This window comes from Guptibacillus hwajinpoensis (genome assembly GCF_020524165.1).
Classification (GTDB): Bacteria; Bacillota; Bacilli; order Bacillales; family Guptibacillaceae; genus Guptibacillus; species Guptibacillus hwajinpoensis_D.
Genome location: NZ_JAIVKU010000005.1, coordinates 899,260 through 922,189, shown reverse-complemented (window position 1 = coordinate 922,189; position 22,930 = coordinate 899,260). Strand labels below are relative to the sequence as shown.

Sequence of the window (22,930 nt, the reverse complement as noted above, 5' to 3'; positions counted from 1 at the left end):
AATCGGCTAGTATAATTGAGCTTTAGCCAATAAACTCTTGTTTGTGGGTGGCATGGTTCGACAAATAACGCAGGTGACAGGCACCCGCAACCTCGCACGCCAGCACCACTGACACTTACTCCGGCATTTCCCCGCTATATAGAGAGGAGGGGCGAATAATTCGGTTGTTATCATTTTGCTCATAGACGTGAGCGATCCAACCGGCTGTTCTTGCTGCGGTAAATGTCGGCGTAAATAGTTCTGTAGGAAGTTCAATTGCTCTTAAGATGGCTGCGGCATAGTATTCGACATTCGCATAAAGTTTTCGATCAGGTTTGTACTCCTGTAAAAGGCGTACAGCAGTTTCTTCTACTTCATGTGCTAACTGGAACTCTTCATCATCATAAAAGTCTGATGTGATTTCGCTTAAAGCGGCAGCACGTGGGTCTCTAGTTTTATAGACGCGATGTCCAAAGCCCATAAGCTTTTCTCGATTTTCAAGTTTCTGGCGTAATACTTTCTCAGCATCACCATCCCGCTTTATTTCATCTAATAAGTCGATCACTCCAGTGGGAGCTCCTCCATGAAGTGGCCCTTTCATAGCACCAATGGCTCCTGTAATTGCTGATGCTAGGTCACTCTCAGTTGAAGCAATTACGCGTGCTGTAAAAGTAGATGCATTTAGACCATGCTCCATTGTTAAAATAAAATACGCTGTTAAGGCTTTAACATGATTGTCCTGAGGCTTCTTACCTGTCAGCATGTATAAATAATTCCCTACATGAGAAAGCGATAAGTCTGGTTCGATGATCGGTAATCCTTTTTGAGTTCGATAGCGATAAGCAATGATTGTAGGGACGATACTCAGTAGTTGAATGCCTTGTTCTTGCGTCGCTGGAAACTGAAAAGATTGATTACCGATGGAAGATAATACGGTTCGAACAACGCTCATCATTTCCATGTTGTCTGGCAAACGATTGATAATTTCTTTATGACTCGTCGATAAAGCTCTCGCTTCACCAAGTGATGAAGTAAAAGCAGTTAGCTGCTTAGTATCAGGAAACACGCCATTCCATAGAAAATAAGTGGCTTCTTCAAATGACTTTTCCTTTGCGATTTGTTTTGCCCACTCGCCTCGGTAGACGAGCCAACCATTCTCTCCGTCCACAAGGCTGATTTTGGAATCAGCTGCAACGATTCCTTCTAGTCCTGCATGAATCATATGCTCAACTCCATTCTATTCGTCTTGTTTTTAGTCTATCGTTTCGTTATGATTATGACTAATAAATTATTAAGAAGAAATCAATAGTGATTTACTATCAATAGGAGAGCGAAGAGATGAACATCAATTGGCTTAAAACATTTGTTGCGGCTGCCACTTATGAAAATTTTAGAGAGACCGCAGAGAAACTATATCTTGCTCAACCAACCGTAACGGTGCATATTCAGCAGCTTGAAAAGCAGATTGGTAGCAAGTTGTTTATGAAAAGTGGAAGACGGGTTGTTCTCTCAGAAGCAGGAAGACAGTTTTTACCTCATGCCAGGGAAATGATGGAGCAGTACGAGCAAAGCTTGCGCCATATGAATGGATGGCGACAGGGCTACCATCGTAAATTGACGCTCGCAGTATCTCCACTAATCGCGGCAACTGTTCTTCCAAGTGTGCTGCAGCAATTTATGAAAGCTTATCCTTCAATAGAAGTAGTTGTAAAAGTAAGTGAGTCTAATGAAATTGGTGGAATGATTGCTAGAAATGCGGCTGATTTTGGGTTATCTCGCATGCAATCGGTACAGTCACATCTAAAGAGTGAGCAAATCGGAGCTGATCCAATCGTTCTTGTTGTGCCACATGATGGAGGGGATGCTGAAACGAGTCTTCCTCTTTCACTAAGTGATTTTTGTACGCAGTTAACGCTATTAACACATAATCATCCTGATTACTGGGATGATTTATTGGTTGAGTTAAGGTCAAAGTATGAAGGCATACGGACGATGGTGGTATCACAGGTTCATATTACGAAAAGATTTATTGAGGAAGGGTTGGGGTATTCATTTTTACCACGATCATCTGTCCAACGAGAATTGTTGGAAGGAAGGATGTTACAAGTGGATACGAGTGATATTAGACTTCCAGAAGTTCACACGTTTCTTATTTATCATCGCTTATCGAATGAAGCGTTAAAATTCAAGGAATTTATTGAACGAAATCTGCGCTAAAAAGCCCAATCAGCGTCCTGATCGGGCTTAACTCTTATTTTCCGAGTGTGAAATAAGAGTGTGGGATAGGTGCGTGAGTGTAGATCCTTAAGGCTAGCTTTCACGCTTTCCTAGTATGTGTGTATATAAAAAAACTATTCAGCTTTAATAAGAAGAAAGTCCCCAGATCGTCCACTTATTTTCTTGTCTTGCTGCAAAAAGGTGCAAACGGACAGGTAGCTGTGACGACTTTTTCGTTACGAGTACATCAATCAAGTAAGTATGATCCGCCACTTTTTTCTTACATGTTTTTAAGGCAGATTTGTAATAAGGGGTCGTTTTCTTTAAATGCGAAATGCTTACGATTTGCCACGTTTTAACGTCCTGGTTTGCTGCCAGTAGTCCTGGTAGAAGAGCGTTTGCTTTAGAGGGGAGACCTCGTTTAGAGTGCAGCTCTTGCATGTTGACGGTGGGACACTCTCCCTGAAGAAGCTGAACTGGACCCGCCGCATTCGAATAGGTTGGGAAGAGAAAGAAGATAATGAGTGATGCGCTAATATATCGCTTCATTGTACATGCCACCTTTCTATGCTTACCGTGTCCAATGTTCAGTAATTTCATTCAAAGTAATCGAATGTATGTTCGGTTTGTGATATACTGAATGTATAAGGAGGGAGCGTATTGAAACCTTCAATTGAAATGAAAATGGCTCGATCCATTTTAACAAAAGGAACTGGATTTCTTCATGGATATAGCCACACACTAAATCCATACGCTGGTTGCGCTTTTGGGTGCTCCTATTGCTATGTTAGAAGAATGCCAATTTCACTGTTTAGAGAAGAAGATTGGGGATCCTGGGTTGATATAAAAGAAAACGCGACAGATCTCGTGAAGAAAGAAATCCCGAAAGCACGGAAAAAGGGAAGGGTTTCGATTTTTATGTCTTCCTCAACAGACCCTTATCAACCAGTTGAGCATAAAACACGTTTAACGAGAGGGCTATTGGAGGCAATGGTCGAAGAGAGTCCGGACTTTTTATTCCTTCAAACGCGTTCTCCGCTTGTGACAAGAGATATCGATCTCTTAAAGCAATTCAAGAAAAAAATTCTTGTGAGTATGACCGTCGAAACGGATCTCGAATCCGTTCGCAAACTGTTTGCTCCATCAGCACCGCCAATTGCTGCGAGGTTAAAAGCGCTTAAAGAGTTACGATCTGAAGGAATCCCTGTACAAGCTGCTGTCGCGCCACTGCTACCGTGCTCAGAGAAATTCCCATTAACGTTAGCTGAAGTAACCGATCGGCTTACATTAGACGACTTTTTTATGGGAGATGGAAGTGGAGGAAAACGAACGGAGCAGCTGGGCATACGAAAAATTTTTGAAGAAAATGGTTTGAAGGATTGGTATGATCGGCAAGCGTATTTAAAAATAAAACGTCGCTTACGAGAGGTTTTCCCGGAAAATGCAGTTTATATTTCTCAAGAAGGGTTTTATCCTCCTGAAGGAGCCGATTGATAAAGGATTCTAAATACAAAGCCAACGCAAATAGGCTAGAAGTGGCCCTTCTAACCTTTTACGTGGCGTCATTATTTCAATTTTTCTGCTTTTCCCTTAAGGATTTTTAATTGGTCATTTTCATAACCGACTTTATAGGTAACGTTGTAGAGGGAAGTGGTTGTTTTCTTATCCTCTGTTCGTTCGTTTGCTTTGATTGTTGCCGTCACTTTGACTTCGTCGTTTGTTTGATTTAAGCTTCCGGTCATATTCGATACTTCCACATGGAGAGTATGAAGATAACCTTTTCTGAAATCTTCATAAGCCATCTCACTTTGCCAGCGGCTACCAAGCAGTGAGTAAGCTGTCACATAGTCCTGGGTAGAAAGACTTTCATAGAAATAGCCAATGAGATAAGTCGCATTGTTCTTAAAGTCTTCTCCCGTAAGTCCCTGCGGGGTCGTGACTTTTTCTTTGCTTTCATCATCTACTGTTAACTCAACTGGCCTATTCGACCATTCCTTGATTTGGTCGATCACGTTTGGAAGCGGGATACTAAAACCAATAGCACCTGAATCTGTACCCGCGGAATTAATCGCAATCGCTTCACCTGTCGTTGCATCGATAAGAGGACCACCGCTGTTTCCTTTTGTAATCGGTGCGGATATTTGATAAATATGTTCATAGCGATAAGGTTCTAAAATGAACTCTCGATCAAGGCCGCTAATAATCCCCGTAGTAACAGTGTTTTGTAGCCCGAGTGGACTTCCAAGTGCGATGATATTATCCCCAACTTCAGCTATACGTTCTTCCGCTACCGGAAGAGGCGCATTCTCTTTTAAGCCCGGTACGCGAATGACTGCTACATCAGTTGTATCCCCCATACCGATTATTTGGGCTTCGAATTGTTTAGCATCGGAAGTTTTAACAATGATTTTCTCTGCACCTTCTACAACGTGGGCATTTGTAATTACGTCACCATCAGTATTATATAAGAAGCCAGAGCCAGAAGATGTACCATCTTTTAAACTTACATCAATTTGAACGACGCTTTTTTGCGTTTCGTGAATAACGGACTTTAAATTCGGCTCATCTGTTGTCTTTTCTGGGGGAGTGTTTTTCTCACCGAGTGAAGAAGTAGCTTCAACGGTCGTACTATTATAGGAATCATGAAAAAAATAAAAGCCTGTGGCTCCCCCAATAAAAATGAGGAGAGTGCCAGTCAGGGATAGTAGTACAGCAATATTCTTAGACATCCGTCTTATGTACTCCTTTCAATTAGTCCAGGTACCATGTGAAGTGATCAATTTCGACGGTGAATTGATTCAGATTTTCGACATCTTCACCGATATCATATAGGACGAAATCAAATTTCCCTGTATCGTCAGGAAATAATTTGTCAGGATTAATATACACCTCTCCTTGATCAAATTCTTTACCATCCCCATCTAATACCTTGTAGGAAGCTCCGATTGAGTTTACAGGAACAGTCGCTTTGCTCGTCACTTGACCAGTGACTTTTAATTCATTGTAATCCGTTATTTCGGTTTTTAAGTCAGTTAGTTCGATAGCGCTCGTCCGATTCATTTCTTCTTCTTTTGCGGCAACCACCATAGCATGTTCAATGCGCTTCTGCTGCTCCTCTTCAAAAGCACTTCTCCTTTTTTCGATAACGGTTTTCAAGTTTGATAATTTTTCGTGGTCTTTGTTTATTTCCAAACCTTCTTCAACAGCAGTCAACGCTTCTGTAAAATGATTTTCTTCTAAATATTGATTGGCTTCATTAATGGTAAAGTCGATTAGTTGACTGCGAATTTCGCTAGCGATTTCTTGAGCTTCATCCACCTGTAACGTTTCTGCTCTCGTTAAGACTGGCTTCAATTCATCAATCGATTTTTTACCTTTCATGTCATACTTTAACTGAGCAACCATAACGGTTGTTCGAACAGAGGCGATTTCTTCTTGTAAATGAGATGACACCTCTCCTTTATAAGTGGAAGTTGTATGTTCAGCTTGTCGAATCAATTCTAGTGCTTCTGAATAGTGGTCCTGTTGTCTTTCTTGTTCCGCTTGAGCAAGAGAATGCTCGACGTTAAGTGCGTTATCTATAATGGCTCTATTCGTTTCCGCTGCGGGGAAACGAGGTCGTTTTTGTTGAGCGTCTTTAAATTCTTTTTGGGCTGCTTTAAAATCCCCGTTTTTCGCCAACTCTTCCCCTTTTTCAAATGAGCGAATCGCTGATTTTGTCACCGATTCTTCGTAAAAGTAATAGCCAGAAAGGGAGCTAGCGAGGAGAAGGAACATGATCACTGGTAACCAACGCCACAGTACAGAAAGGCTTCGGGTTGATCGCGTTTCTGTAATGAGCTCTTTTCCGCAAGAGAAACAAAATTGTTCATTTTCGCCTCTCTTTTTTCCACAATGTGGACAATACATTCTTATTCCACCTGCTTTCAATCTCAATCACTAGTTATATTTTGACACATTTCACTCATGAGGGAAATATCTTTCAGGGTGTTGTTGATGAATTGAAATATAAAGCAATTTTCGCGCAAATTTTCTTCCTGTCACTGTCCATTAGTGCGCCTTGAGAAGAGCAAAGATTGATTCAAAAGACATATTTTTAACAAATGGAAAGAAAAGTGAGTGAATAGTCATAGTCCTAAGATCCTCATCCTGTAGAAAAAGGTTGATGTCATACGTTCGACCTGTGTGTTAAGGACCTGTTCACACCAAACCCCCTTTGATAAGATAAGCCTAAGACCCCCTTTCAAATATTCCGTTACCAGGAAGACCGGCTTTTGCCGGTCCTTTTTTGTGTACGGAGGAACAAATAGCAATGAAGACCTTGACCATAAACTCTTTTAAAGAAAGTCCGTCTTTTTTGAAACCTAAACCTATACATGATCGTCTATATAGTTGAAAACCCTTATTCCCTTAGATGTAGCTACCGAGATATCCTTCTGGTAGCTACTTTTTTTATGTGCTTTGCAAAAAATATAAAAACCTGCTATAATGACTAACGAACGGTAGGCTAACGCCTGCATTTTTGTTTTATTATAAACTAACGAACGGTAGGTAGTGTAGAATGCAAAAAGATTCAACTCAAGAGCGAATTAAGCAGGTGGCACTCATTTTATTTGCCCGTAAAGGATTTGAAGGAACTTCCCTTTCAGATATCGCTTCAGGAGTTGGCATAAAAAAGCCATCTCTCTATGCTCATTATAAAAGTAAGGAAGATCTTTTCTTAGGAGTTATTCATAAAGTGTCCGTTGATTACAATGAGTTCGTTATAAGAACGGTAGAAGAGAGAAGTGATCAAAATCCAGAAGATCAGCTTTATCATCTCCTTCATAAAAACACAAATTATTTACGGAATGATGAAATGGGGCTGATTTTTAAACGAATGATGCTTTTCCCACCAGAATCCTTAAGAGCAGATATATACGATATGTTTGAAAAAACAGAGAATGTGATGAGAGAGGTTATTAAGTCAATCCTTATAAAGATGGTTCCCGATGACGAGTGGGAGCAAGTTTTTGATGCCTATTTGTGTTTACTTGATGGTGTGTTTGAGCAGGTTTTCTATTATTCACCTGAAGAACATCAAAAGCGGTTAGAAAATTCGTGGACAGTATTTATTCAAGGCGTTCACCGTAAGGAGGAGATGTAGCGTGGCATGGGTTTATCTTGTTATAGGTGGTTTGATGGAGGTTTTATGGGCGATTGGTTTAAAATACTCTGAAGGTTTTACGAACCCAGTCATTAGTCTGTTGACGATTGTCGGAATTGCGACTAGCTTTTACTTTTTTTCAAAGGCACTAAAATATTTACCTGTAGGAACTGCTTATGCTATTTTTACGGGACTTGGGGCAGCGGGTACAGCAGTCATTGGAATGATGTTTCTAAATGAATCAATTAGCTTCATTAAAATCTTTTTTATATTATTGCTTATTTCTTCCATTATTGGCTTGAAGCTAAATGCGAAGGAAGCATAGGAGGAATATATTATGGCATGGATTGCACTATTAATCGCTGGACTTGGTGAAGTTGGCGGCGTGATTAGCTTAAAGCTATCTGAAGGATTTACAAAATTAAAACCATCCATATTCACTCTGTTATTCGGTTCGATTAGCTTCTTTATGTTGTCTTTATCTTTAAAGGTGCTGCCAGTAGGTACAGCCTATGCTATTTGGACAGGAATCGGATCAGCAGGAAGTGTTTTAATTGGAATGTACTGGTTTAAAGAGCCAAAGAACCGGATGCAATTAGTTTTGATATCCTGTGTGGTTATTTCGGTTGTCGGACTACGCGTAGCAGAGGGTTGATTTTGTCAGATCATTCAGATAGAATAGAATTATTAATTAGAGGAGGTGAGGAAGAGATGTCTAACGCTTTTGTTCGTACGGAATTTATGGAGTATGTATCGATTTGCCGTGCGATTTTTCATGAAGTTGTTATCAAGGGGACAGGTCTGTCCAATTATAACAACTTTATAAGAAAACAAGCGTAAGGCTCTCTTACCCTACTTCAAACGGAATGAATAAATGAACTGTCAAGAGAGCGGCATCTGCCGTTCTTTTTTTTTTCTTTAAGTCCATGAAACGACTTAGAGAAAATCTATTCCACGTTTAACCACAGGTGAGGTCCTCACTTGTGGTTTTTTTGTGTTTTTTTTAGAAGAAAGGATGAAAAAAATGATATGTACAGCACAGGGAATTAGTAAAATGCTTGGTGGAAACAGCCTTTTTGAGAATCTTTTTTTTGAAATAATGGAGAAAGACAGAGTTGGCATCGTAGGTAGGAACGGAAGTGGGAAAACGACACTGTTACAGCTTTTAGCTGGAATTGAAGCGGTAGATCATGGAGTCATTCACTACAAGAAAGGAACACAAGTTGGTTACTTGGCGCAAATTGCGAGTGAAGCTGAGTTAGAAGTAAGGGAAGTTCTGAGAAACGCATTTACTCATCTTATTAAGATGCAAGAGAGAATGAATGAGCTGGAATCGGAAATGGCGAGAGGGGATGAGAGCGACCGTACTTTAAAGGAATATGGGCATTTGCTAGATGCCTTCACAAGAAAAGGGGGATATGAAATTGATTCGTCTATTCAACATGTGGCAAATGGGCTTGGTATTCAGAGCCTTCTTGCAACCTCTTTTCATCAGCTTAGTGGAGGAGAGAAGACAAAAGTTGGGCTCGGTTTGTTGTTACTGCAAGAACCTGAATTGTTGTTACTAGATGAGCCAACGAACCACCTGGACGTGGAAGCAGTAGAATGGCTTGAAGGATTTATGAAGCAATACAAAGGAACGGTGATCATTGTTTCACACGATCGTTATTTTCTTGATGAAGTTGCTACAAAAATAATGGATCTTGAAGATGGAGAACTACATGTTTATAAAGGAACTTATAGTGATTTTGTAGAACAGAAGGAAAAAGTGTTGCTGGCCGAGTTTGCAGCATATCAAGAGCAGCAAAAGAAAATCAAAAAAATGAGAGAAGCTATTAAACGATTAAAAGAATGGGCCAATCAAGCGAATCCACCAAATGCTGCGCTTCATAAGCGAGCGAGAAACATGGAAAGAGCGCTCGAGCGTATGGAGAAAATCAAGCGGCCCATACTTGAGCGCAAAAAGATGGGGTTGGAATTCGATGTAAATTCTCGTAGTGGTCAAGATGTCGTTCGTTTTGAAGAGGTTTCGGTTGGTTATGAGAACTTAGTGTTAGTAAAGAAGATCAATTGGCATATCAGGTATGGTGAACGTGTAGCCATTGTGGGAAAGAATGGAAGTGGTAAGACGACATTAATTAAAGCGCTACTGGGAACTATTCCACCTCAAGAAGGAAAGATTACTGTGAGTGGAAGTGTAAAAGTAGGCTATCTTTCTCAACATGTACTAAAAGAAAGTGGAAATGAGAGAGTGATTGATGTCTACCGTGAGACAGCAAAAGTTTCTGAATCAGATGCAAGACATGAGTTAGCCAGGTTTTTGTTCTACGGCTATACGGTATTTTCAAAAGTCTCTTCGTTAAGCGGTGGAGAGAGGATGCGTCTTCGTTTAGCACAGTTGATGAGTCAAAAATTGAATTTGTTAGTTCTGGATGAACCGACAAATCATTTGGATATTGACTCAAGAGAAGTCCTTGAAGATGCACTCGACAAGTTTACTGGAACAATCATTTGCGTTTCACACGATCGTTATTTTTTGAATAAATGTTTTCCAGTCACGTATTGGATTGAAAACAGAGATCTTCATCACTATCTTTATTCTTACAGTGAAGCGAAGCAGAAACACCTTGATGCAGTCGGAGAAGAAGAAAGAGCCCCATTAGAAAAGAAGGAAGCTACGACTCCAGTTGTAGAAATAAGTGCAGAAAGAGAAGTAGAAGAACTAGAGGCACGTCTTTTTGAAATCGATCAGAGGCTTGACGTGATAAATTGTGATGAAGAGTATCATTCCTTATCTGTGGAGAAAGAAACACTTAGCATTAAACGCGAGCAATTATATGAAGTATTAATGGGGGAAGAGACATGACAGAACAAAAAACGATTCATGCGGTATGTATGCCACATACAGTCAGTAGTCTTGTAGAGGATTTTCAGGAGTTAGGTGTAAAGGAAGGGATGACAATGATTGTGCATACCTCTCTTAGTTCACTTGGTTGGGTATGCGGAGGAGCAGAAGCGGTTATTCAAGCACTTATGGAAGCGGTTGGCGAAGAGGGAACGCTCGTTATGCCTGCTCAATCGGCGGGGAATTCAGATCCATCAGAATGGATGGCTCCTCCTGTACCTGAATCATGGTGGCCGATTATTCGTGAACATATGCCGGCCTATTCTAAAGAAACGACAGCAACAAGAGGGATGGGAACGGTTGCTGAGCTTTTTAGACAGTTTCCTGGAGTTGTTAGAAGCGAGCATCCGATGTATTCATTTTCAGCGTGGGGAAAAGAAAAAGATTACGTGACGGAGAACCAGCTGCTACAAGCTGGGTTTGGTGAAAAATCTCCGCTTGAGAAAATCTATGAGCTAGATGGAAAAATTCTTCTCATCGGTGTTGGACATGAGAGCAATACATCTCTTCACTTATCGGAGCATGCGAAATTAGACCATGTTCGAGTGACAAAGTCAGCGGCAATAATGGAGGAGGGAAAGAGAGTCTGGAAAACCTATCATGAGATCGACTACGATTCAGATTGTTTTGAGAAGATAGGGTATGAATTCGAGCGAATGGAAAGCTATCAAAAAATGAAAATTGGTCGTGCTGTATGTAAATTATTTGATCAAAGAGAGATGGTTGACTTTGGGCGTAAATGGTTTCGTGAACAGTGATAGATGATGAGCATAGGGGAAGGATGGTATGAATTTCCCCCATTTATCAATGTTTTTCAAAGTAAAGGAATAGTACTAAAGGAGTACATGACTCATGGCTAAATCGTTTCATAATTAAGTTATGGAAAAGAGCTTCTCAAGGGAGGTTCTTTTTTTTATAATATGATAACTTTGCAGGAAAACAGGTCCTTTTAAAAGAAGATATGATTGATTAAGCATCCCTCCAAAGGCCCATTTAATAAACGATCATATTATAAAAGGAGTCGCTATGACCTATAACAAAAATTACATGACTTATAGAAGTTCGAGCCCTCCTGATAATGAAAGAATAGAAGAGAGGGAGAAGGTAACAAATTTAGTGAAGTATTATGAAGGTTCCACAACAGCTCTAGTTGTTCAAAAAAATGAGAAGTGGCTGTATTTAAACGCTGCAGCTCTTCAGCTTCTTGGCTATAGCGATGCTTATGAATTAGAAGGGAAGTCTATTTGGGAGACGATTCATCCAATCGAAAAGCAAAAAGTTATTAAGCGAATTGAAGCTTCTATCAACGGTGTTAATCCAGGAGCGCTGATTCAACGATGGAGGAAGAAGGATGGATCCTTTGTTTCTGTAGAGGTATTAGCCATTCCAGTTGAAAATTTCCTTGGTCAAACATCAGCGATTATTAAAGAAGTTGATCAAGAGCGAAAGAACGTCCAGGATATGTATGATCATTATGATCTCATTACAGAGAACATGAATGAGATCATAAGTTTACTTGATGCTAATGGTAGGCTTCTATACGTTTCACCTTCCTATCGAAAATACGCTCGTAATCGCATTGAAGATGAAATTGGCCGGAGTTCCATTCGATATGTTCATGAGGAAGATGTCGAATATGTGAGAGCTGAATTTGCTAAGCTGGTGGATTCACGAGAACCCCTCATTATTAAGTATCGAATGAAACGTAAAGATGGGGTCTATCGTTATATTGAATCACAGGGTACGTGCATCTTAAACGAAAATGAATGCTCTTATGTTGTTGTTTCAAGAGATGTTACTGAAAAACATTATGCTGAGATGAAACTTCAATTAAATGAGAAAAAACATCGAATGATTCTTGAACATAGCAATGACTTAATTTGCATGATGAATCTTGAAGGGACTTCAGTTTATGCATCACCTTCCTATAAAGAAGTATTAGGTTATGAGCAAGAGGAAGTTGTAGGAAAGGATATATTAACTTTTATCCACGCTGAAGATTTCGAAAAATGTCAAAAAGCTATTCAAACTTTAACGGAAACAAAACAGCCAATTACAACGGTTTATCGAAAAGTGCATGCTTCTGGGCATAACGTTATTCTAGAAGCGAAAGGAATGCCCGTTACTGATGGAGACGGACAAGTGAATCATTTTGTCTTTATATCTAGAGATATCACTGAAAAAATACAGTTAGAACAATATCGAGAAAATATTGAGAAGCTAGCATTGATTGGAGATGTAGCGGCAGGTTTTGCGCATGAAGTTCGAAATCCACTTACATCGATAAAGGGGTTTATGAAACTATTAGCGAAAGAGCAAAGAGAAGATGATCGTATGTATCATCAAATCATTGAAGGAGAACTTGCGAAAATAGAAGAGGTGGTGAATGGGTTTATTTCGCTTGCTAAACCTGAAGCAAGCGAAGTAGCAGAGGTCAGTTTATTAAAGTTAATTAAAAATGCCATTAACGTCCTGACACCACAAGCCGCTTCTAAAAATATTCGAATTCATATTAGCAGTCAGCTGAAATCCATCGTCATTCGTTGTCAGAAAAACCAGATGAAGCAAGTATTTATTAATATTTTAAAGAATGCCGTGGAAGCAATTGAACAAGACGGGCAAATCAATATTCTTCTTGAGGAAAATTGTAACGACGTTAACATTGAAATTCATGATAATGGTGTGGGTATTGAAGAAGAAAGACTTGAGCGTATCGGCGTCCCATTTTATACCAATAAAGAAAAAGGCATTGGGCTTGGCATGACGGTTAGTAATAAAATTATTAGCGAACATAAAGGTAGTCTTCGTATTGAAAGTAAACCCGGAGAAGGTACGCGGGTCTATATCCAGCTTCCAAGGAAGGGTAACTAGCCCTTCCCTCCGAAGGGAGAAGCGGCATACATAGGAATTGTCATGAAAGAAGGGATGAAATGACGGATTTCGTTGGTATTGATGCGGGTGGGACATTGATTAAAACAGCTCATGTTGAACAAGGAAAATATACCTTTAAAATGGTTACGTTAAGTGAGATCAATGAGATTGTTAACTGGCTTAAAGAGCAGCATCCTAAAGCAAAAGTGAGAATAACGGGAGCGAAGCAGTCGGTCCTAGCTAAGTTGTTAGAAAATGAGGTTCAAATGGTTCCTGAATTTGAGGCAACGACAAGAGGTGTCCAGTCAATCGTCGAAACATCAAATCTTACGTTGCCCGACAATTACTTAGTTGTCAACGTTGGTACAGGTACTTCCATTCACTCCGTTAATCGAAAAGGTGCTGAAAGACTTGGCGGAACTGGTGTGGGTGGTGGAATGCTTATGGGACTTGCATACTTATTAACTGGGCGAACGGATTTTCAGGAGATCACTCAACTAGCAGCTAAAGGTGATCGAAATGGCATTGATTTAAAGGTAAAGGATATTTATGAGGGTGCCTCTCCAATTGGGGGAGAGTTAACTGCCAGTAATTTTGGCTTTATGGAGCGGATAAAGCATCAAGAAGTAAAAGATGAAGATGTGTTAGCATGCTTAATAGGAATGATTTCTGAATCGATTTTAATGATGGCGATTCCATTTGCGAAGACCATTTCTACCTCTACCATTGTTTTCATTGGTTCTACTTTTCAGTCGAATCCCTTATTTAGAAAGCAGCTTGAGCACTTTGAGGAACTATTTCATATCAAAGCCTGCTTTCCACAACAGGGGCAATTTAGTGGAGCAGTCGGAGCATTATTATACCATGCTCCTTTCGAAGGATTAGGAGTAAAACAGGGGCATTAAGCCCCTGTTTTTAAGTCTCATAGAGTTTCAAAGTTTGTTCATTCGAATAAATCCGGTTTCGTCCACTTCGTTTCGCTTGATAGAGGGCTTCATCAGCTTCTCGATAAAGCTGATCAGGAGATGAAACCGTTTCTGGAAAAGTACTCGCACCAATTGAGGCAGTGATGTGAATGCTGATCTCTTTATTAATTGCAAAAGAATTTTCTTCGATCATGGAACGGACCCTTTCTCCGATCTCCAGTGCCTCTCTGTTCGAACAATTTTCTAATAAAATGGTGAATTCTTCTCCACCGTTTCGAGATACACTATCGTTTAATCTGGCGGCACTTCTTAGTGTCTTACCAAATTGTGTTAATACGATATCTCCAGCAGCGTGTCCATACGTATCATTCACATCTTTAAAATGATCGATATCAATCACTAAAAGGGATAAAGGCTTTTCATCGTTTGCAGAGGCTCCTTGTATCGCGCGATTTAACACTTCATCAAAACTTCTTACATTGTTTAACCCAGTAAGCGGATCAACAGTAGCACTCTTTTTGTATTCTCTAAAAAGTTGATTTGTTTTTCGTAAATGCTCGGTTGTATAAATAGCCATTAGGCCTGTTAGCATTGAGGTAAGCCAGTAGAGCACATTGATTACGCTAAATAAGCTTGTGATATCAAGTAGAAAGTAAACGATGATGACACTAAAGGCGAAGTTAGAATAAAGGAGCATCCAAATTGTTTTGATAAAATTGGAAACATTCCATTTCCTAAATAGTAGATATCCGATATAAAGAGAAGTAAGTAAACCAAGTGAAACAAAGGAAGAAAGGTTCATTCCGATCATAAAGCGCGTCATTTGGATGATAATAAGAGCAACCACCCCTGGTAATGCACCTCCGTATAGAGTCACAAGCAAAAGGGGAATGTGCCTTAAATCAACGATGGTTGTTGTTTCCACTTGAATGCTATAAATCATCAGGAAAATTCCGATCATTCCTGCATATAGCCCGCTAAGAATCTTCCTTTTAATTGAAGAGAGTGGCGTTAGGTTTTCTTCTCTAAATACCTGAAAATAAATGAAGAGTAGCGCTAGCATGATCATCATATTTACAAAAAAATCTTGAATTAACTGCATACGTCTACACCTCGAATTCTGAGTTAATCCCTTCGACTTTATTTTACCATTTACGCTATATAACGGGGTTAATAATTTGTTCATTCCTTTTCTGATAACAAACGGCAGCAATCAGTAAAGGACCAGAATGAGTGAGAGTAAAAAAACATTTTGTTATGATAGGGTTAGATAGAGAAAGGATGATAATAAATGCCGTGGATTAAACCTGCTAAACAATCTGATATTAAGAAACTTGACATCTATAAAGATCTTGAACACCCTGTTCCTGTATTTAACCGACTTATTGCGAAAAGTCCTGATGTTTTTTCAGCGTTTATGCCTTTAGCAGAAGCTGTGAAAGCAGGAGTTCTAAATCAGTTTGAAACTGAAGCTGTAGTTGTTTTTGTGTCGAAATTAAATGGCTGTGAATTTTGTTACACTGGACATGGAAATTTATTAAAAGAGATCAGTGGAGATGAAACTATTCTTGAAGAGCTTGAGCGATATAAATCCTCAAATGCTTTTGAAGGTCATTTGAAAAGTATCCTAATGTATGCCGAGAAACTTGTCACGAATCCAAAGAGCTTAGAGAAAGCGGATCTAGAGAGACTAAAAGAACATGGCTATAGCGAAAAAGAAATCGTTGAAATTAATCAGCTGATTGCGTATACGTCTTATACAAATCAGACGTCGATTGGTCTTGGGTTATAAAGAGAATTTGACAAAAGGACGTACCCGCTAATTAATTGTTTAATAAACAAAAAAGGAGTCTCCTACATTATCGGAGGCTCCTTTTCCATTTACTTCGTTTTATAATAATCTAATACACCTTGATAAATTCCTTCAGCAAGCTCTTCTCTATACTCTTGTGTAAGGAGAAGCTTGTATTCTTCATTATTTGTTAAAAACCCGACTTCAACAAGAACACTTGCCATTTTTGATTCCCGAATAACTGAGAAACTCTGGTTTTTAACGCCACGATCTCTTGCTTCGGTTACTTCAATTAAGCGTTTTAGAATGCTTTCTGCAAGAGCTTTGCTCTCGGCAGAGCTATATTTATCATACCAATACGTTTCAATTCCATGAGCTGCTTCGGTAGCTGAATTTGTATGCACGCTAATAAAAGCATCGGCGTTTAAGTTGTTTGCGATATTGGAACGTTCTCTTAGCTCAAGAAAAGAATCATCTCTGCGCGTCATTACAACGTTAGCGCCAGCGGATTTAAGCTTCTTCTCTAGATAAAGAGCTACATCAAGGTTGATGTCCTTCTCAAGAAGCTTCCCATTGCTTGCACCAGGATCATGGTCACCATGCCCAGCATCTACAACGATCGTTAAGTTGTTTAATGAGTTACTGCTTTTAAGAATTAAGTAACCACTATGTACATAGGCTACTTGTCCTTGATAGTTGATTTTTGCCCAATCTCCAGCGTAACCGTAAATGTCCACTTCAGCGTTACGTGGCAGTGCTCCGATTTTCGTTCCGTTCAATCCTGGAGAAGTTCGAACATTTAAGCTCGAAGCTGTCACAATACCAGTTTCCAACACGACTTCTTCTGCTTGTTCTTTCATTTTATAAGAGTTTACGATAGTAGAAGAAAGGGCTGCTTCCCCACCTAATACCATTAAAGAAGAGGCATGTTGATAAAGATAAGTTTGAACATCTGGAATTGGTTTTACATCATGAGCCAAAATGACAGGTGAATTAGTCTTTTCTGCTAATGCCGCTGCAGCTACAGCATCCGGGTAATCTTCTTTATCTACTTGAACAGACGTTCCTCTTGCAAGAATGTAAGAAGAGCTTGATGCGAAAAAGGCTTTGTTAACAGCGATGTTTGTTAGAAAACGATCTTCCCCTGAGAGGCGTACGACTTTCTTCCCCTGCTGTTCTAATTGAGTACGTACGTTTTCTGTTAGTACGGAAGTTCCGCCAATTAAGTAGATCGTTTTGATGTTTGACGGTAGAGTTGGTGCTTTAGATACAGATGTTAAATAAATCGGATAATTTTTTATGGCAGCTACGCTTGATGCTGAAAGAGAATCGGCTACTTGATTCCCATTTACCACAATTGCCGTAGACGCTTTATCAAGTCCAGCAGCTTGATTGATCGCATTTGCCGTTTCATAGCGATTTGAGCCATCAACTCTTGATACTGTGTATTTTTTCTTTAATTCATTTTCGATCTCTTGACTAACTGCACTCGTTCCACCAAGAATATAAATCTTTCTCGCTCCAAGACGATCAAGTTCTTTTGAAACATTAGCATCAAGTTTTGTTGAGCCAGTTAATAGAATAGGTGCTTGTTTCACTCCAGAAAGACCAGAGCTTGCCAGTGCATCAAAAGGCATATCTGCACGAGTTAAGATAACAGCCTTTTCAGATGTTGTTAGCTGTCCAGGTGAGATTTTCTTGGAAATCTCTAATGCCGTTTCAATTCTGTTTGAGCCACTGATGCGCTCGATTTCATTACTTGCAGATGTTTTTTGTGGAAAACTCATTCCTGTAAAAATTAACATAACGGCCATCATAAATAGTAAAACCTTGCTCCGCACGATGTGTATTCCCCCATATTCTTTTTCCTATGTATGTAGTGACGCTACAACAACGAACAAAATAGCCTCCCTTCAAAATTAGTCTCAAATGGAAAGTATTTCTTAACTATTTTTAATATCGGTCACGAACCTGAGAGATTAAAGGGTCCTTTTGTACTAAAAATAGATAAAAATCGAGTGTTTTTTCTTTCTTTTTTTCAACAAATTTCGAGATTATTCCATTTTGCTCCATTAGAATTAGCGCTTAGTGAGATTGACAACGCTTACCCATTTTTTTAAACTAATGACAACGAAAGACGAAGGGAATGGTTAAGAAGCGATGAAGAACTAATCTTATTTATTCAGACCAACTTTCAATAATTGAAATTGAGATTCTGGAGAATAGGATTAGTCTGCCCTTTTTAACCCCCATGCTTGAGAAAACATGCTTCTTTATGGTGCGTTCTTTTTAGCATATATGGGAATGCGGAATGACAGACCTCTCCAGAAAATGGGGAGGTTTTTTTCTCCCCAAAGCATAGAACTAAGAATGGGGGAGATTCGATGAACGTGATGTCAATCAGAGGATTAAAAAAGAGCTTTCATGAAAACATTTTGTTTGATCAAGTTAATATCGATATCCATCAAGGTGAGCGTATTGGGATTGTGGGGCCAAATGGTGCTGGCAAAACAACGTTAGCAAGGATTTGCGTGAATGAGATTGAACCAGATCAAGGTACGGTTTCTTTTAAAGGAAAAATTGGTTATCTCAAGCAGTCGATCGATCAGGAGGAGATGATTGGAGATCTTCGATTTAATGCCAATTCTTTCGACTTCAAAAGAGAAAAAGAGTTAGGCATTGGCTCACTCCAAGTAGGTGCAGAGAATTTAAGCGGTGGCGAAAAGTTAAAACTAGCTCTCACGAAGATATGGTCGATGAATCCAGATTTATTAGTTCTCGATGAACCAACGAACCACTTAGATGAAAAAGGTGTAAATTGGTTGATTCGAGAGCTTCACTCTTTTCATGGTGCGGTTCTTATCATTTCTCATGATCGTTATTTTCTCGATCAAACGATTACTAGAATTCTAGAAGTTGAAGCTGGGGAAATAAGTGATTATCAAGGGAACTACTCGATCTATCGCGTCGAAAAGCAAAAAAGATATGAAGATCAGCTTCATCATTATGCCGTACAACAAAAAGAAATAAAGCGAATAGAAGGCCAGATTGCTGGATTAACGAACTGGTCAGAAAAAGCACACCGTGATTCAACAAAACAAGATGGCGCGAAGGAATATTATCGAATGAAAGCGAAGAAAATGGATCGCCAAGTGAAGTCAAAGCAAAAGCGACTTGAAAAGGAGCTACAGAAAAATCAATTCGTTCAGCCTGAGCAGGGAAAAGAAGTGCAATTTCAGTTTCAGGTAAACAATTCTCGTGGCAAGCGTGTCGTTGAAGCAGTTAATGCAGGGAAGTGTTATGGGGAGCGATGGTTATTTAAAAACAGTTCTTTCTATATGAAGTACGGTGAAAGAATTGGAATAATTGGGGAAAATGGATGTGGTAAAACGACTTTATTACAAATGCTGCTTGGAGTGGAGCCACTGAGCGAGGGAGAAGTGTGGAAAAGTCCATCGCTCAAAATCGGCTATCTTTCACAAGATGTCTATGATCTTCCTGAAAAGAAGACCCCCATTGAGGCTTTACATGTCGCAAGGAAGGAAGAGATCTTTCAAGCAAAATCAATACTTGCTTCGATGGGAATGGAGCGAGATCGAATCAACGCCACCATTGCTCAACTCAGTCTTGGAGAAAGAACAAAACTTAAACTGACGCGTTTGTTAATGAACAAATATGATTTATTAATCCTCGATGAGCCGACAAATCACTTGGATTTACCTTCACGAGAACAGCTAGAGTATACCCTTCAAGAGTTTACAGGTAGTTTGCTGATCGTGTCACACGATGTTTATTTTATGGAAAAAATGTGTGATAAATTGCTCGTTTTTGAAGATCAGAAAGTGAAAAGAATTGAGCATCATTTATCACACTATCGGGCTCGTACGAAAGAAAAAAGCTCCTCTGCTTCTTCAAAAAAGAATGAAGAACAAAAGATGCTTTTAGATAATGAAATTTCCGCGCTAATTAGTAAGATCAGTTTATTACTTCCGGGTGATGAAAAAATAGCTGAGCTCGATCATAAACTTGCGATCTTACTAGAAAAGAAGAGATCGCTTTAGACGTCTTCTACTGCAAAATAACGTTCAACTGAATACAAATCGGCTTTTGGATGATTACGGAGAAGGACGTACCCTTCACGCTGTGCTTCGTCGAAATTATCATATTCGTCTTCCGATTGAAAAATTGCTCTACGCCTTTCGTTATAGAGGGTAATGGAGTAGTATTCTTTTATTTCCATTCATCTCTCTCCTTTTTCCTTCGTTTCTACTAGTTTTATGCAAATCTCTTATTGTTTATACTAGATTTATAGAAAAAATAAGATTTTTTCACTTTGGTTAAACTAAGGAGAGACGGGAGCTGATGATAATTCAAATTGGGACAATAAGTGAAATTATGCGTCATCCTGTAAAATCAATGACGGGTGAAATTGTTTCAGAGGCAATGGTCATGAATTATGGGCTGTATGGTGATCGAAGTCATGTCATATTAGATGAGAATGAATCGTTTTTTACCATTACACAGTTTCCATCACTTGTGCGCTATCAAGCATCATTTCGTGCATCAGAATCACTAGACGCTTACCCTGAGCCAGCCATTTTGACACCAGAAGGAGAAACATTTAAATGGTCTGACTCTACCTGGTTAAAAGACCTGGAAGAAAAATCTTCCAAACAATTAACAAAAAAAGTTTACCATCCTGAACATGTTCCGATCGGACCGATCGAGGAAGAGCACCTTTTGATCGTAACGGACGCTTCACTTCAAGCTTTATCGAACTCATGGGGCAAACAAACCGACGAACGGCGGTTTCGACCGAACCTAAAACTCGATTTATTGGAGAAGATCCCATTTGTTGAACAAACGTGGGAAGGGAAATACTTGAGAATAGGGGAAGAGGTACTCATTCAATTCGTTAAGCCCTGTGAACGGTGTATGATTATCACAGTTGACCCTAAAACTGGAGAGAAACAGCCCGGATTATTGAAGAAAGTTGCGAAAGAATACAAGAATGTCTTTGGAATGTATGCTCGCGTGATTCGAACTGGCCAAATAAGTATGAGTGATCACGTATGGCTATTAGATCAAATCGAAACGCCTGAAGGATAAAATTCCCATGATCGATTTGTTGTTTTGACGTTAGAGATAAAGTTGAACAGGGTACAAGCATTAATGAAGCCCCGTCTTTGGATGGGATGCTTCGATTTCCACACAGGAGGGGTCCCATCCACGGGGTGGGGGCCCATTTTTATTTTACCCTTTTTACCAATTAATTGTGCCCATTATGGCTTCACGTGAATGATAGGCTGTCAGAAAATTCTGTGGTAAACTATGGAATGGTACATAAAGCATCTTAAGGGGGAAGAAGATGAGTACGTTTTACGTTGAAAAATATGATTTTAAAAACCCATCTAAATTAGAAGAGGCCTTTAAAGCTCTTCTCGATCAGCCAATTCATTCGGCTGATGAACTAGAAAAATGGGTGATGCGTTTATCGGAATTAATGGATGGCGTAGCGGAAGGCCTGGCTGGGCATTATATTGATTTCCAATGCCACAGCAACAATGAAGAAGCAAAGAAAGCCATTGAGCACGATCAAGAATACATTGAACCAATGGTGAAGCGCTATGAGGGTGAATTTGATAAAAAATTTCAGAGCTCACCTCATCGACTGGATCTTAACCAAGAATATTACAAGCAATTTCTGCTTCGAAAAGAAAATGCGATGGCGCTTTTCAATGAAGAAAATATTGATTTAGAAGTGGAAGAAGATCGAATCGTCAATCGGTATTTTGAGCATACAGGGTCTCTTTCGTTTAACTGGAACGGAGAAGAGAAAACGCTGAGCGAAATGTTTCTTTTGATGCAGGACGGAAATCGTTCGATTCGTAAAAACGCCATGGAAGAAATCTTTCGAACGTTATTAACGAAGAAAGAAGAGTTGCAAGAGATTATGGATGAGCTGATTCAGCTGCGACAGAAGAAAGCAGAAAACGTGAATCTACCTAACTACCGCGATTATATGTTTAAGAAGTATGAGCGTTTCGATTATACGCCGGAAGATTGTAAATCTCTTGCAGAAGCCGTTCGAAAGCATGTTGTTCCTTTAAAGGAAAAGTTACAGAAAAAGCATCAACAAGAGCTTGGAATTGAAGAGTATAAGCCATGGGATACGAGAGCTGTTCCAGAAGATAAGCAGCCGCTTCGTCCTTTTAATAAAATCGAAGAGCTAATTAAAGGAACCTCTGATATTTTTGATCAGCTGTCTCCACGCTTTTCTTATCTTTTAAACGAGATGAATGAGAAGGGGGCACTTGATCTTGAAAGCCGCAAAGGAAAGGCTCAAGGCGGTTTTTGTGAGTATTTGCCGGTTTCAGAGCTTTCATTTATTTTCATGAATAGCACCAAGTCACAAGATGATTTCATTACACTTCTTCACGAGATGGGTCACTGCATTCATAATGATTTTAAACGTAATCAGATGTTGTCGGCTTATCAAGATACGCCGATGGAGTCAGCTGAGCTCGCGAGTATGACAATGGAACTTCTTACGATGGACTATTGGAATCTTATGTATACAGATGAAAAAGAACTACTTCGAGCTAAGAGAGATCAGCTTGAAGGGTTAATTCTTTTTCTCCCAAATGGGATCGTGGTGGATCAGTTCCAACATTGGATGTATGAAAACCCGAATCATACGAGCAAGGAGCGAAGCGAGAAATATATGGAGCTTTCACGCACCTATGATTCCTCTTTTGTGGATTGGACGGGGCAAGAAGAATGGATTCAAAATAATTGGCAGCTCATTCTTCATATTTTTGAAGTGCCGTTCTATTATATCGAATATGTGATTGCTCAACTAGGCGCCATTCAAATGTATCGCCAGTATCGTGAAAATCCTAAACAGGCGCTTGAGAATTACAACCGTGCCTTATCATTAGGAAGCTCAGTTTCGTTAGCTGAAGTCTATGAAGCAGCCGGTATTCACTTCGACTTCTCTGAAACGATGATCAAAGGATTAATGGACTTTATTTCCATTGAGCTCGAATCATTGCCTGAATAATGACGAAAGCCCCTATCCGAATGAGGAAGGG

General features: G+C 39.6%; 21 protein-coding genes. 14 read left to right on the top strand and 7 right to left on the bottom strand.

All coding sequences use genetic code 11. The annotated features are described in order from the left end of the window. Positions 1–115: 115 nt before the first annotated feature. On the bottom strand, positions 116–1,201 hold the full coding sequence (locus tag LC090_RS17855) for a citrate synthase/methylcitrate synthase (RefSeq protein WP_226659355.1): 1,086 nt from the start codon (positions 1,199–1,201) through the stop codon (positions 116–118). Between the two features lie 116 nt (positions 1,202–1,317). Here LC090_RS17855 and LC090_RS17850 point away from each other — a divergent pair, with 116 nt between their 5' ends. Continuing rightward, positions 1,318–2,196 (top strand): LysR family transcriptional regulator, encoded by an 879-nt coding sequence (locus tag LC090_RS17850; protein ID WP_226659354.1) that lies wholly within the window; start codon positions 1,318–1,320, stop codon positions 2,194–2,196. Positions 2,197–2,340: 144 nt separating this feature from the next. Here the strand turns inward: LC090_RS17850 and LC090_RS17845 are convergent, their stop codons facing one another. Beyond that, complete coding sequence (locus LC090_RS17845) at positions 2,341–2,745, bottom strand: hypothetical protein (RefSeq protein WP_226659353.1); 405 nt, start codon at positions 2,743–2,745, stop codon at positions 2,341–2,343. A gap of 111 nt (positions 2,746–2,856) precedes the next feature. On the opposite strand from LC090_RS17845, the gene LC090_RS17840 reads away from it, so the two are divergent. Further along, the gene (locus LC090_RS17840) at positions 2,857–3,690 is read left to right on the top strand and encodes a radical SAM protein (RefSeq protein WP_425590667.1); all 834 of its coding nucleotides are present in this window, start codon (positions 2,857–2,859) and stop codon (positions 3,688–3,690) included. 71 nt (positions 3,691–3,761) lie between these two features. Here the strand turns inward: LC090_RS17840 and LC090_RS17835 are convergent, their stop codons facing one another. Together LC090_RS17835 and LC090_RS17830 are read right to left on the bottom strand one after the other, a co-directional pair. After that, a complete protein-coding gene (locus LC090_RS17835) occupies positions 3,762–4,925 on the bottom strand; it encodes a S1C family serine protease (protein WP_226659352.1) in 1,164 nt (387 codons plus the stop codon). A 22-nt stretch (positions 4,926–4,947) separates the two neighbouring features. Further along, positions 4,948–6,105: a zinc ribbon domain-containing protein gene (locus LC090_RS17830; RefSeq protein WP_226659351.1), complete on the bottom strand. Its 1,158-nt coding sequence runs from the start codon at positions 6,103–6,105 to the stop codon at positions 4,948–4,950. 652 nt (positions 6,106–6,757) lie between these two features. Between LC090_RS17830 and LC090_RS17825 the strand changes: the two genes are divergently transcribed. The 8 genes from LC090_RS17825 (at position 6,758) to coaW (ending at position 14,023) form a co-directional block, all read left to right on the top strand. Further along, entirely contained in the window at positions 6,758–7,342 is a 585-nt protein-coding gene (locus tag LC090_RS17825; protein WP_226659350.1) for a TetR/AcrR family transcriptional regulator, read from the top strand. A gap of 1 nt (position 7,343) precedes the next feature. Next, complete coding sequence (locus tag LC090_RS17820; RefSeq protein ID WP_226659349.1) at positions 7,344–7,667, top strand: DMT family transporter; 324 nt, start codon at positions 7,344–7,346, stop codon at positions 7,665–7,667. Between the two features lie 12 nt (positions 7,668–7,679). Then, entirely contained in the window at positions 7,680–7,997 is a 318-nt protein-coding gene (locus LC090_RS17815) for a DMT family transporter (RefSeq protein ID WP_226659348.1), read from the top strand. A gap of 56 nt (positions 7,998–8,053) precedes the next feature. Further along, the gene (locus LC090_RS22020; protein WP_255648144.1) at positions 8,054–8,182 is read left to right on the top strand and encodes an RAxF-45 family protein; all 129 of its coding nucleotides are present in this window, start codon (positions 8,054–8,056) and stop codon (positions 8,180–8,182) included. Positions 8,183–8,366: 184 nt separating this feature from the next. Then, positions 8,367–10,208 (top strand): ribosomal protection-like ABC-F family protein, encoded by a 1,842-nt coding sequence (abc-f, locus tag LC090_RS17810; protein WP_226659347.1) that lies wholly within the window; start codon positions 8,367–8,369, stop codon positions 10,206–10,208. Then, positions 10,205–11,005: an aminoglycoside N(3)-acetyltransferase gene (locus LC090_RS17805; RefSeq protein ID WP_226659346.1), complete on the top strand. Its 801-nt coding sequence runs from the start codon at positions 10,205–10,207 to the stop codon at positions 11,003–11,005. The genes abc-f (LC090_RS17810) and LC090_RS17805 overlap by 4 nt, the downstream gene beginning before the upstream one ends. Positions 11,006–11,363: 358 nt before the next feature. Next, a complete protein-coding gene (locus tag LC090_RS17800; RefSeq protein ID WP_226659345.1) occupies positions 11,364–13,118 on the top strand; it encodes a PAS domain S-box protein in 1,755 nt (584 codons plus the stop codon). A gap of 59 nt (positions 13,119–13,177) precedes the next feature. After that, a complete protein-coding gene (gene coaW, locus LC090_RS17795) occupies positions 13,178–14,023 on the top strand; it encodes a type II pantothenate kinase (protein WP_226659344.1) in 846 nt (281 codons plus the stop codon). A 10-nt stretch (positions 14,024–14,033) separates the two neighbouring features. Here coaW and LC090_RS17790 read toward each other — a convergent pair whose 3' ends face one another. Beyond that, a complete protein-coding gene (locus LC090_RS17790; RefSeq protein ID WP_226659343.1) occupies positions 14,034–15,146 on the bottom strand; it encodes a GGDEF domain-containing protein in 1,113 nt (370 codons plus the stop codon). Positions 15,147–15,335: 189 nt separating this feature from the next. Between LC090_RS17790 and LC090_RS17785 the strand changes: the two genes are divergently transcribed. Next, complete coding sequence (locus LC090_RS17785; protein ID WP_226659342.1) at positions 15,336–15,836, top strand: carboxymuconolactone decarboxylase family protein; 501 nt, start codon at positions 15,336–15,338, stop codon at positions 15,834–15,836. 89 nt (positions 15,837–15,925) lie between these two features. Here LC090_RS17785 and LC090_RS17780 read toward each other — a convergent pair whose 3' ends face one another. Next, complete coding sequence (locus tag LC090_RS17780; protein ID WP_226659341.1) at positions 15,926–17,677, bottom strand: N-acetylmuramoyl-L-alanine amidase; 1,752 nt, start codon at positions 17,675–17,677, stop codon at positions 15,926–15,928. Positions 17,678–18,220: 543 nt separating this feature from the next. Between LC090_RS17780 and abc-f (LC090_RS17775) the strand changes: the two genes are divergently transcribed. Then, positions 18,221–19,897, top strand: a complete 1,677-nt coding sequence (gene abc-f / locus LC090_RS17775; protein WP_226659340.1) for a ribosomal protection-like ABC-F family protein — start codon at positions 18,221–18,223, stop codon at positions 19,895–19,897. On the opposite strand, the gene LC090_RS17770 is transcribed toward abc-f (LC090_RS17775), so the two are convergent. Beyond that, positions 19,894–20,076: a hypothetical protein gene (locus LC090_RS17770; RefSeq protein ID WP_226659339.1), complete on the bottom strand. Its 183-nt coding sequence runs from the start codon at positions 20,074–20,076 to the stop codon at positions 19,894–19,896. The genes abc-f (LC090_RS17775) and LC090_RS17770 overlap by 4 nt on opposite strands. Positions 20,077–20,198: 122 nt before the next feature. On the opposite strand from LC090_RS17770, the gene LC090_RS17765 reads away from it, so the two are divergent. Then, on the top strand, positions 20,199–20,945 hold the full coding sequence (locus LC090_RS17765; protein WP_255648143.1) for an MOSC domain-containing protein: 747 nt from the start codon (positions 20,199–20,201) through the stop codon (positions 20,943–20,945). Between the two features lie 259 nt (positions 20,946–21,204). Then, positions 21,205–22,899, top strand: a complete 1,695-nt coding sequence (locus tag LC090_RS17760; protein ID WP_226659338.1) for a M3 family oligoendopeptidase — start codon at positions 21,205–21,207, stop codon at positions 22,897–22,899. The last annotated feature ends 31 nt before the right edge of the window (positions 22,900–22,930 follow it).

Coding starts and splice junctions, on each gene's coding strand:
- coaW (WP_226659344.1), top strand. CDS start 13,178: ATGACGGATTTCGTTGGTATTGATGCGGGTGGGACATTGATTAAAACA.
- LC090_RS17830 (WP_226659351.1), bottom strand. CDS start 6,105: ATGTATTGTCCACATTGTGGAAAAAAGAGAGGCGAAAATGAACAATTT.
- LC090_RS17785 (WP_226659342.1), top strand. CDS start 15,336: ATGCCGTGGATTAAACCTGCTAAACAATCTGATATTAAGAAACTTGAC.
- LC090_RS17815 (WP_226659348.1), top strand. CDS start 7,680: ATGGCATGGATTGCACTATTAATCGCTGGACTTGGTGAAGTTGGCGGC.
- LC090_RS17770 (WP_226659339.1), bottom strand. CDS start 20,076: ATGGAAATAAAAGAATACTACTCCATTACCCTCTATAACGAAAGGCGT.
- LC090_RS17845 (WP_226659353.1), bottom strand. CDS start 2,745: ATGAAGCGATATATTAGCGCATCACTCATTATCTTCTTTCTCTTCCCA.
- LC090_RS22020 (WP_255648144.1), top strand. CDS start 8,054: ATGTCTAACGCTTTTGTTCGTACGGAATTTATGGAGTATGTATCGATT.
- LC090_RS17825 (WP_226659350.1), top strand. CDS start 6,758: ATGCAAAAAGATTCAACTCAAGAGCGAATTAAGCAGGTGGCACTCATT.
- abc-f (WP_226659340.1), top strand. CDS start 18,221: ATGAACGTGATGTCAATCAGAGGATTAAAAAAGAGCTTTCATGAAAAC.
- LC090_RS17790 (WP_226659343.1), bottom strand. CDS start 15,146: ATGCAGTTAATTCAAGATTTTTTTGTAAATATGATGATCATGCTAGCG.
- LC090_RS17765 (WP_255648143.1), top strand. CDS start 20,199: ATGATAATTCAAATTGGGACAATAAGTGAAATTATGCGTCATCCTGTA.
- LC090_RS17835 (WP_226659352.1), bottom strand. CDS start 4,925: ATGTCTAAGAATATTGCTGTACTACTATCCCTGACTGGCACTCTCCTC.
- LC090_RS17805 (WP_226659346.1), top strand. CDS start 10,205: ATGACAGAACAAAAAACGATTCATGCGGTATGTATGCCACATACAGTC.
- LC090_RS17855 (WP_226659355.1), bottom strand. CDS start 1,201: ATGATTCATGCAGGACTAGAAGGAATCGTTGCAGCTGATTCCAAAATC.
- LC090_RS17850 (WP_226659354.1), top strand. CDS start 1,318: ATGAACATCAATTGGCTTAAAACATTTGTTGCGGCTGCCACTTATGAA.
- LC090_RS17760 (WP_226659338.1), top strand. CDS start 21,205: ATGAGTACGTTTTACGTTGAAAAATATGATTTTAAAAACCCATCTAAA.
- abc-f (WP_226659347.1), top strand. CDS start 8,367: ATGATATGTACAGCACAGGGAATTAGTAAAATGCTTGGTGGAAACAGC.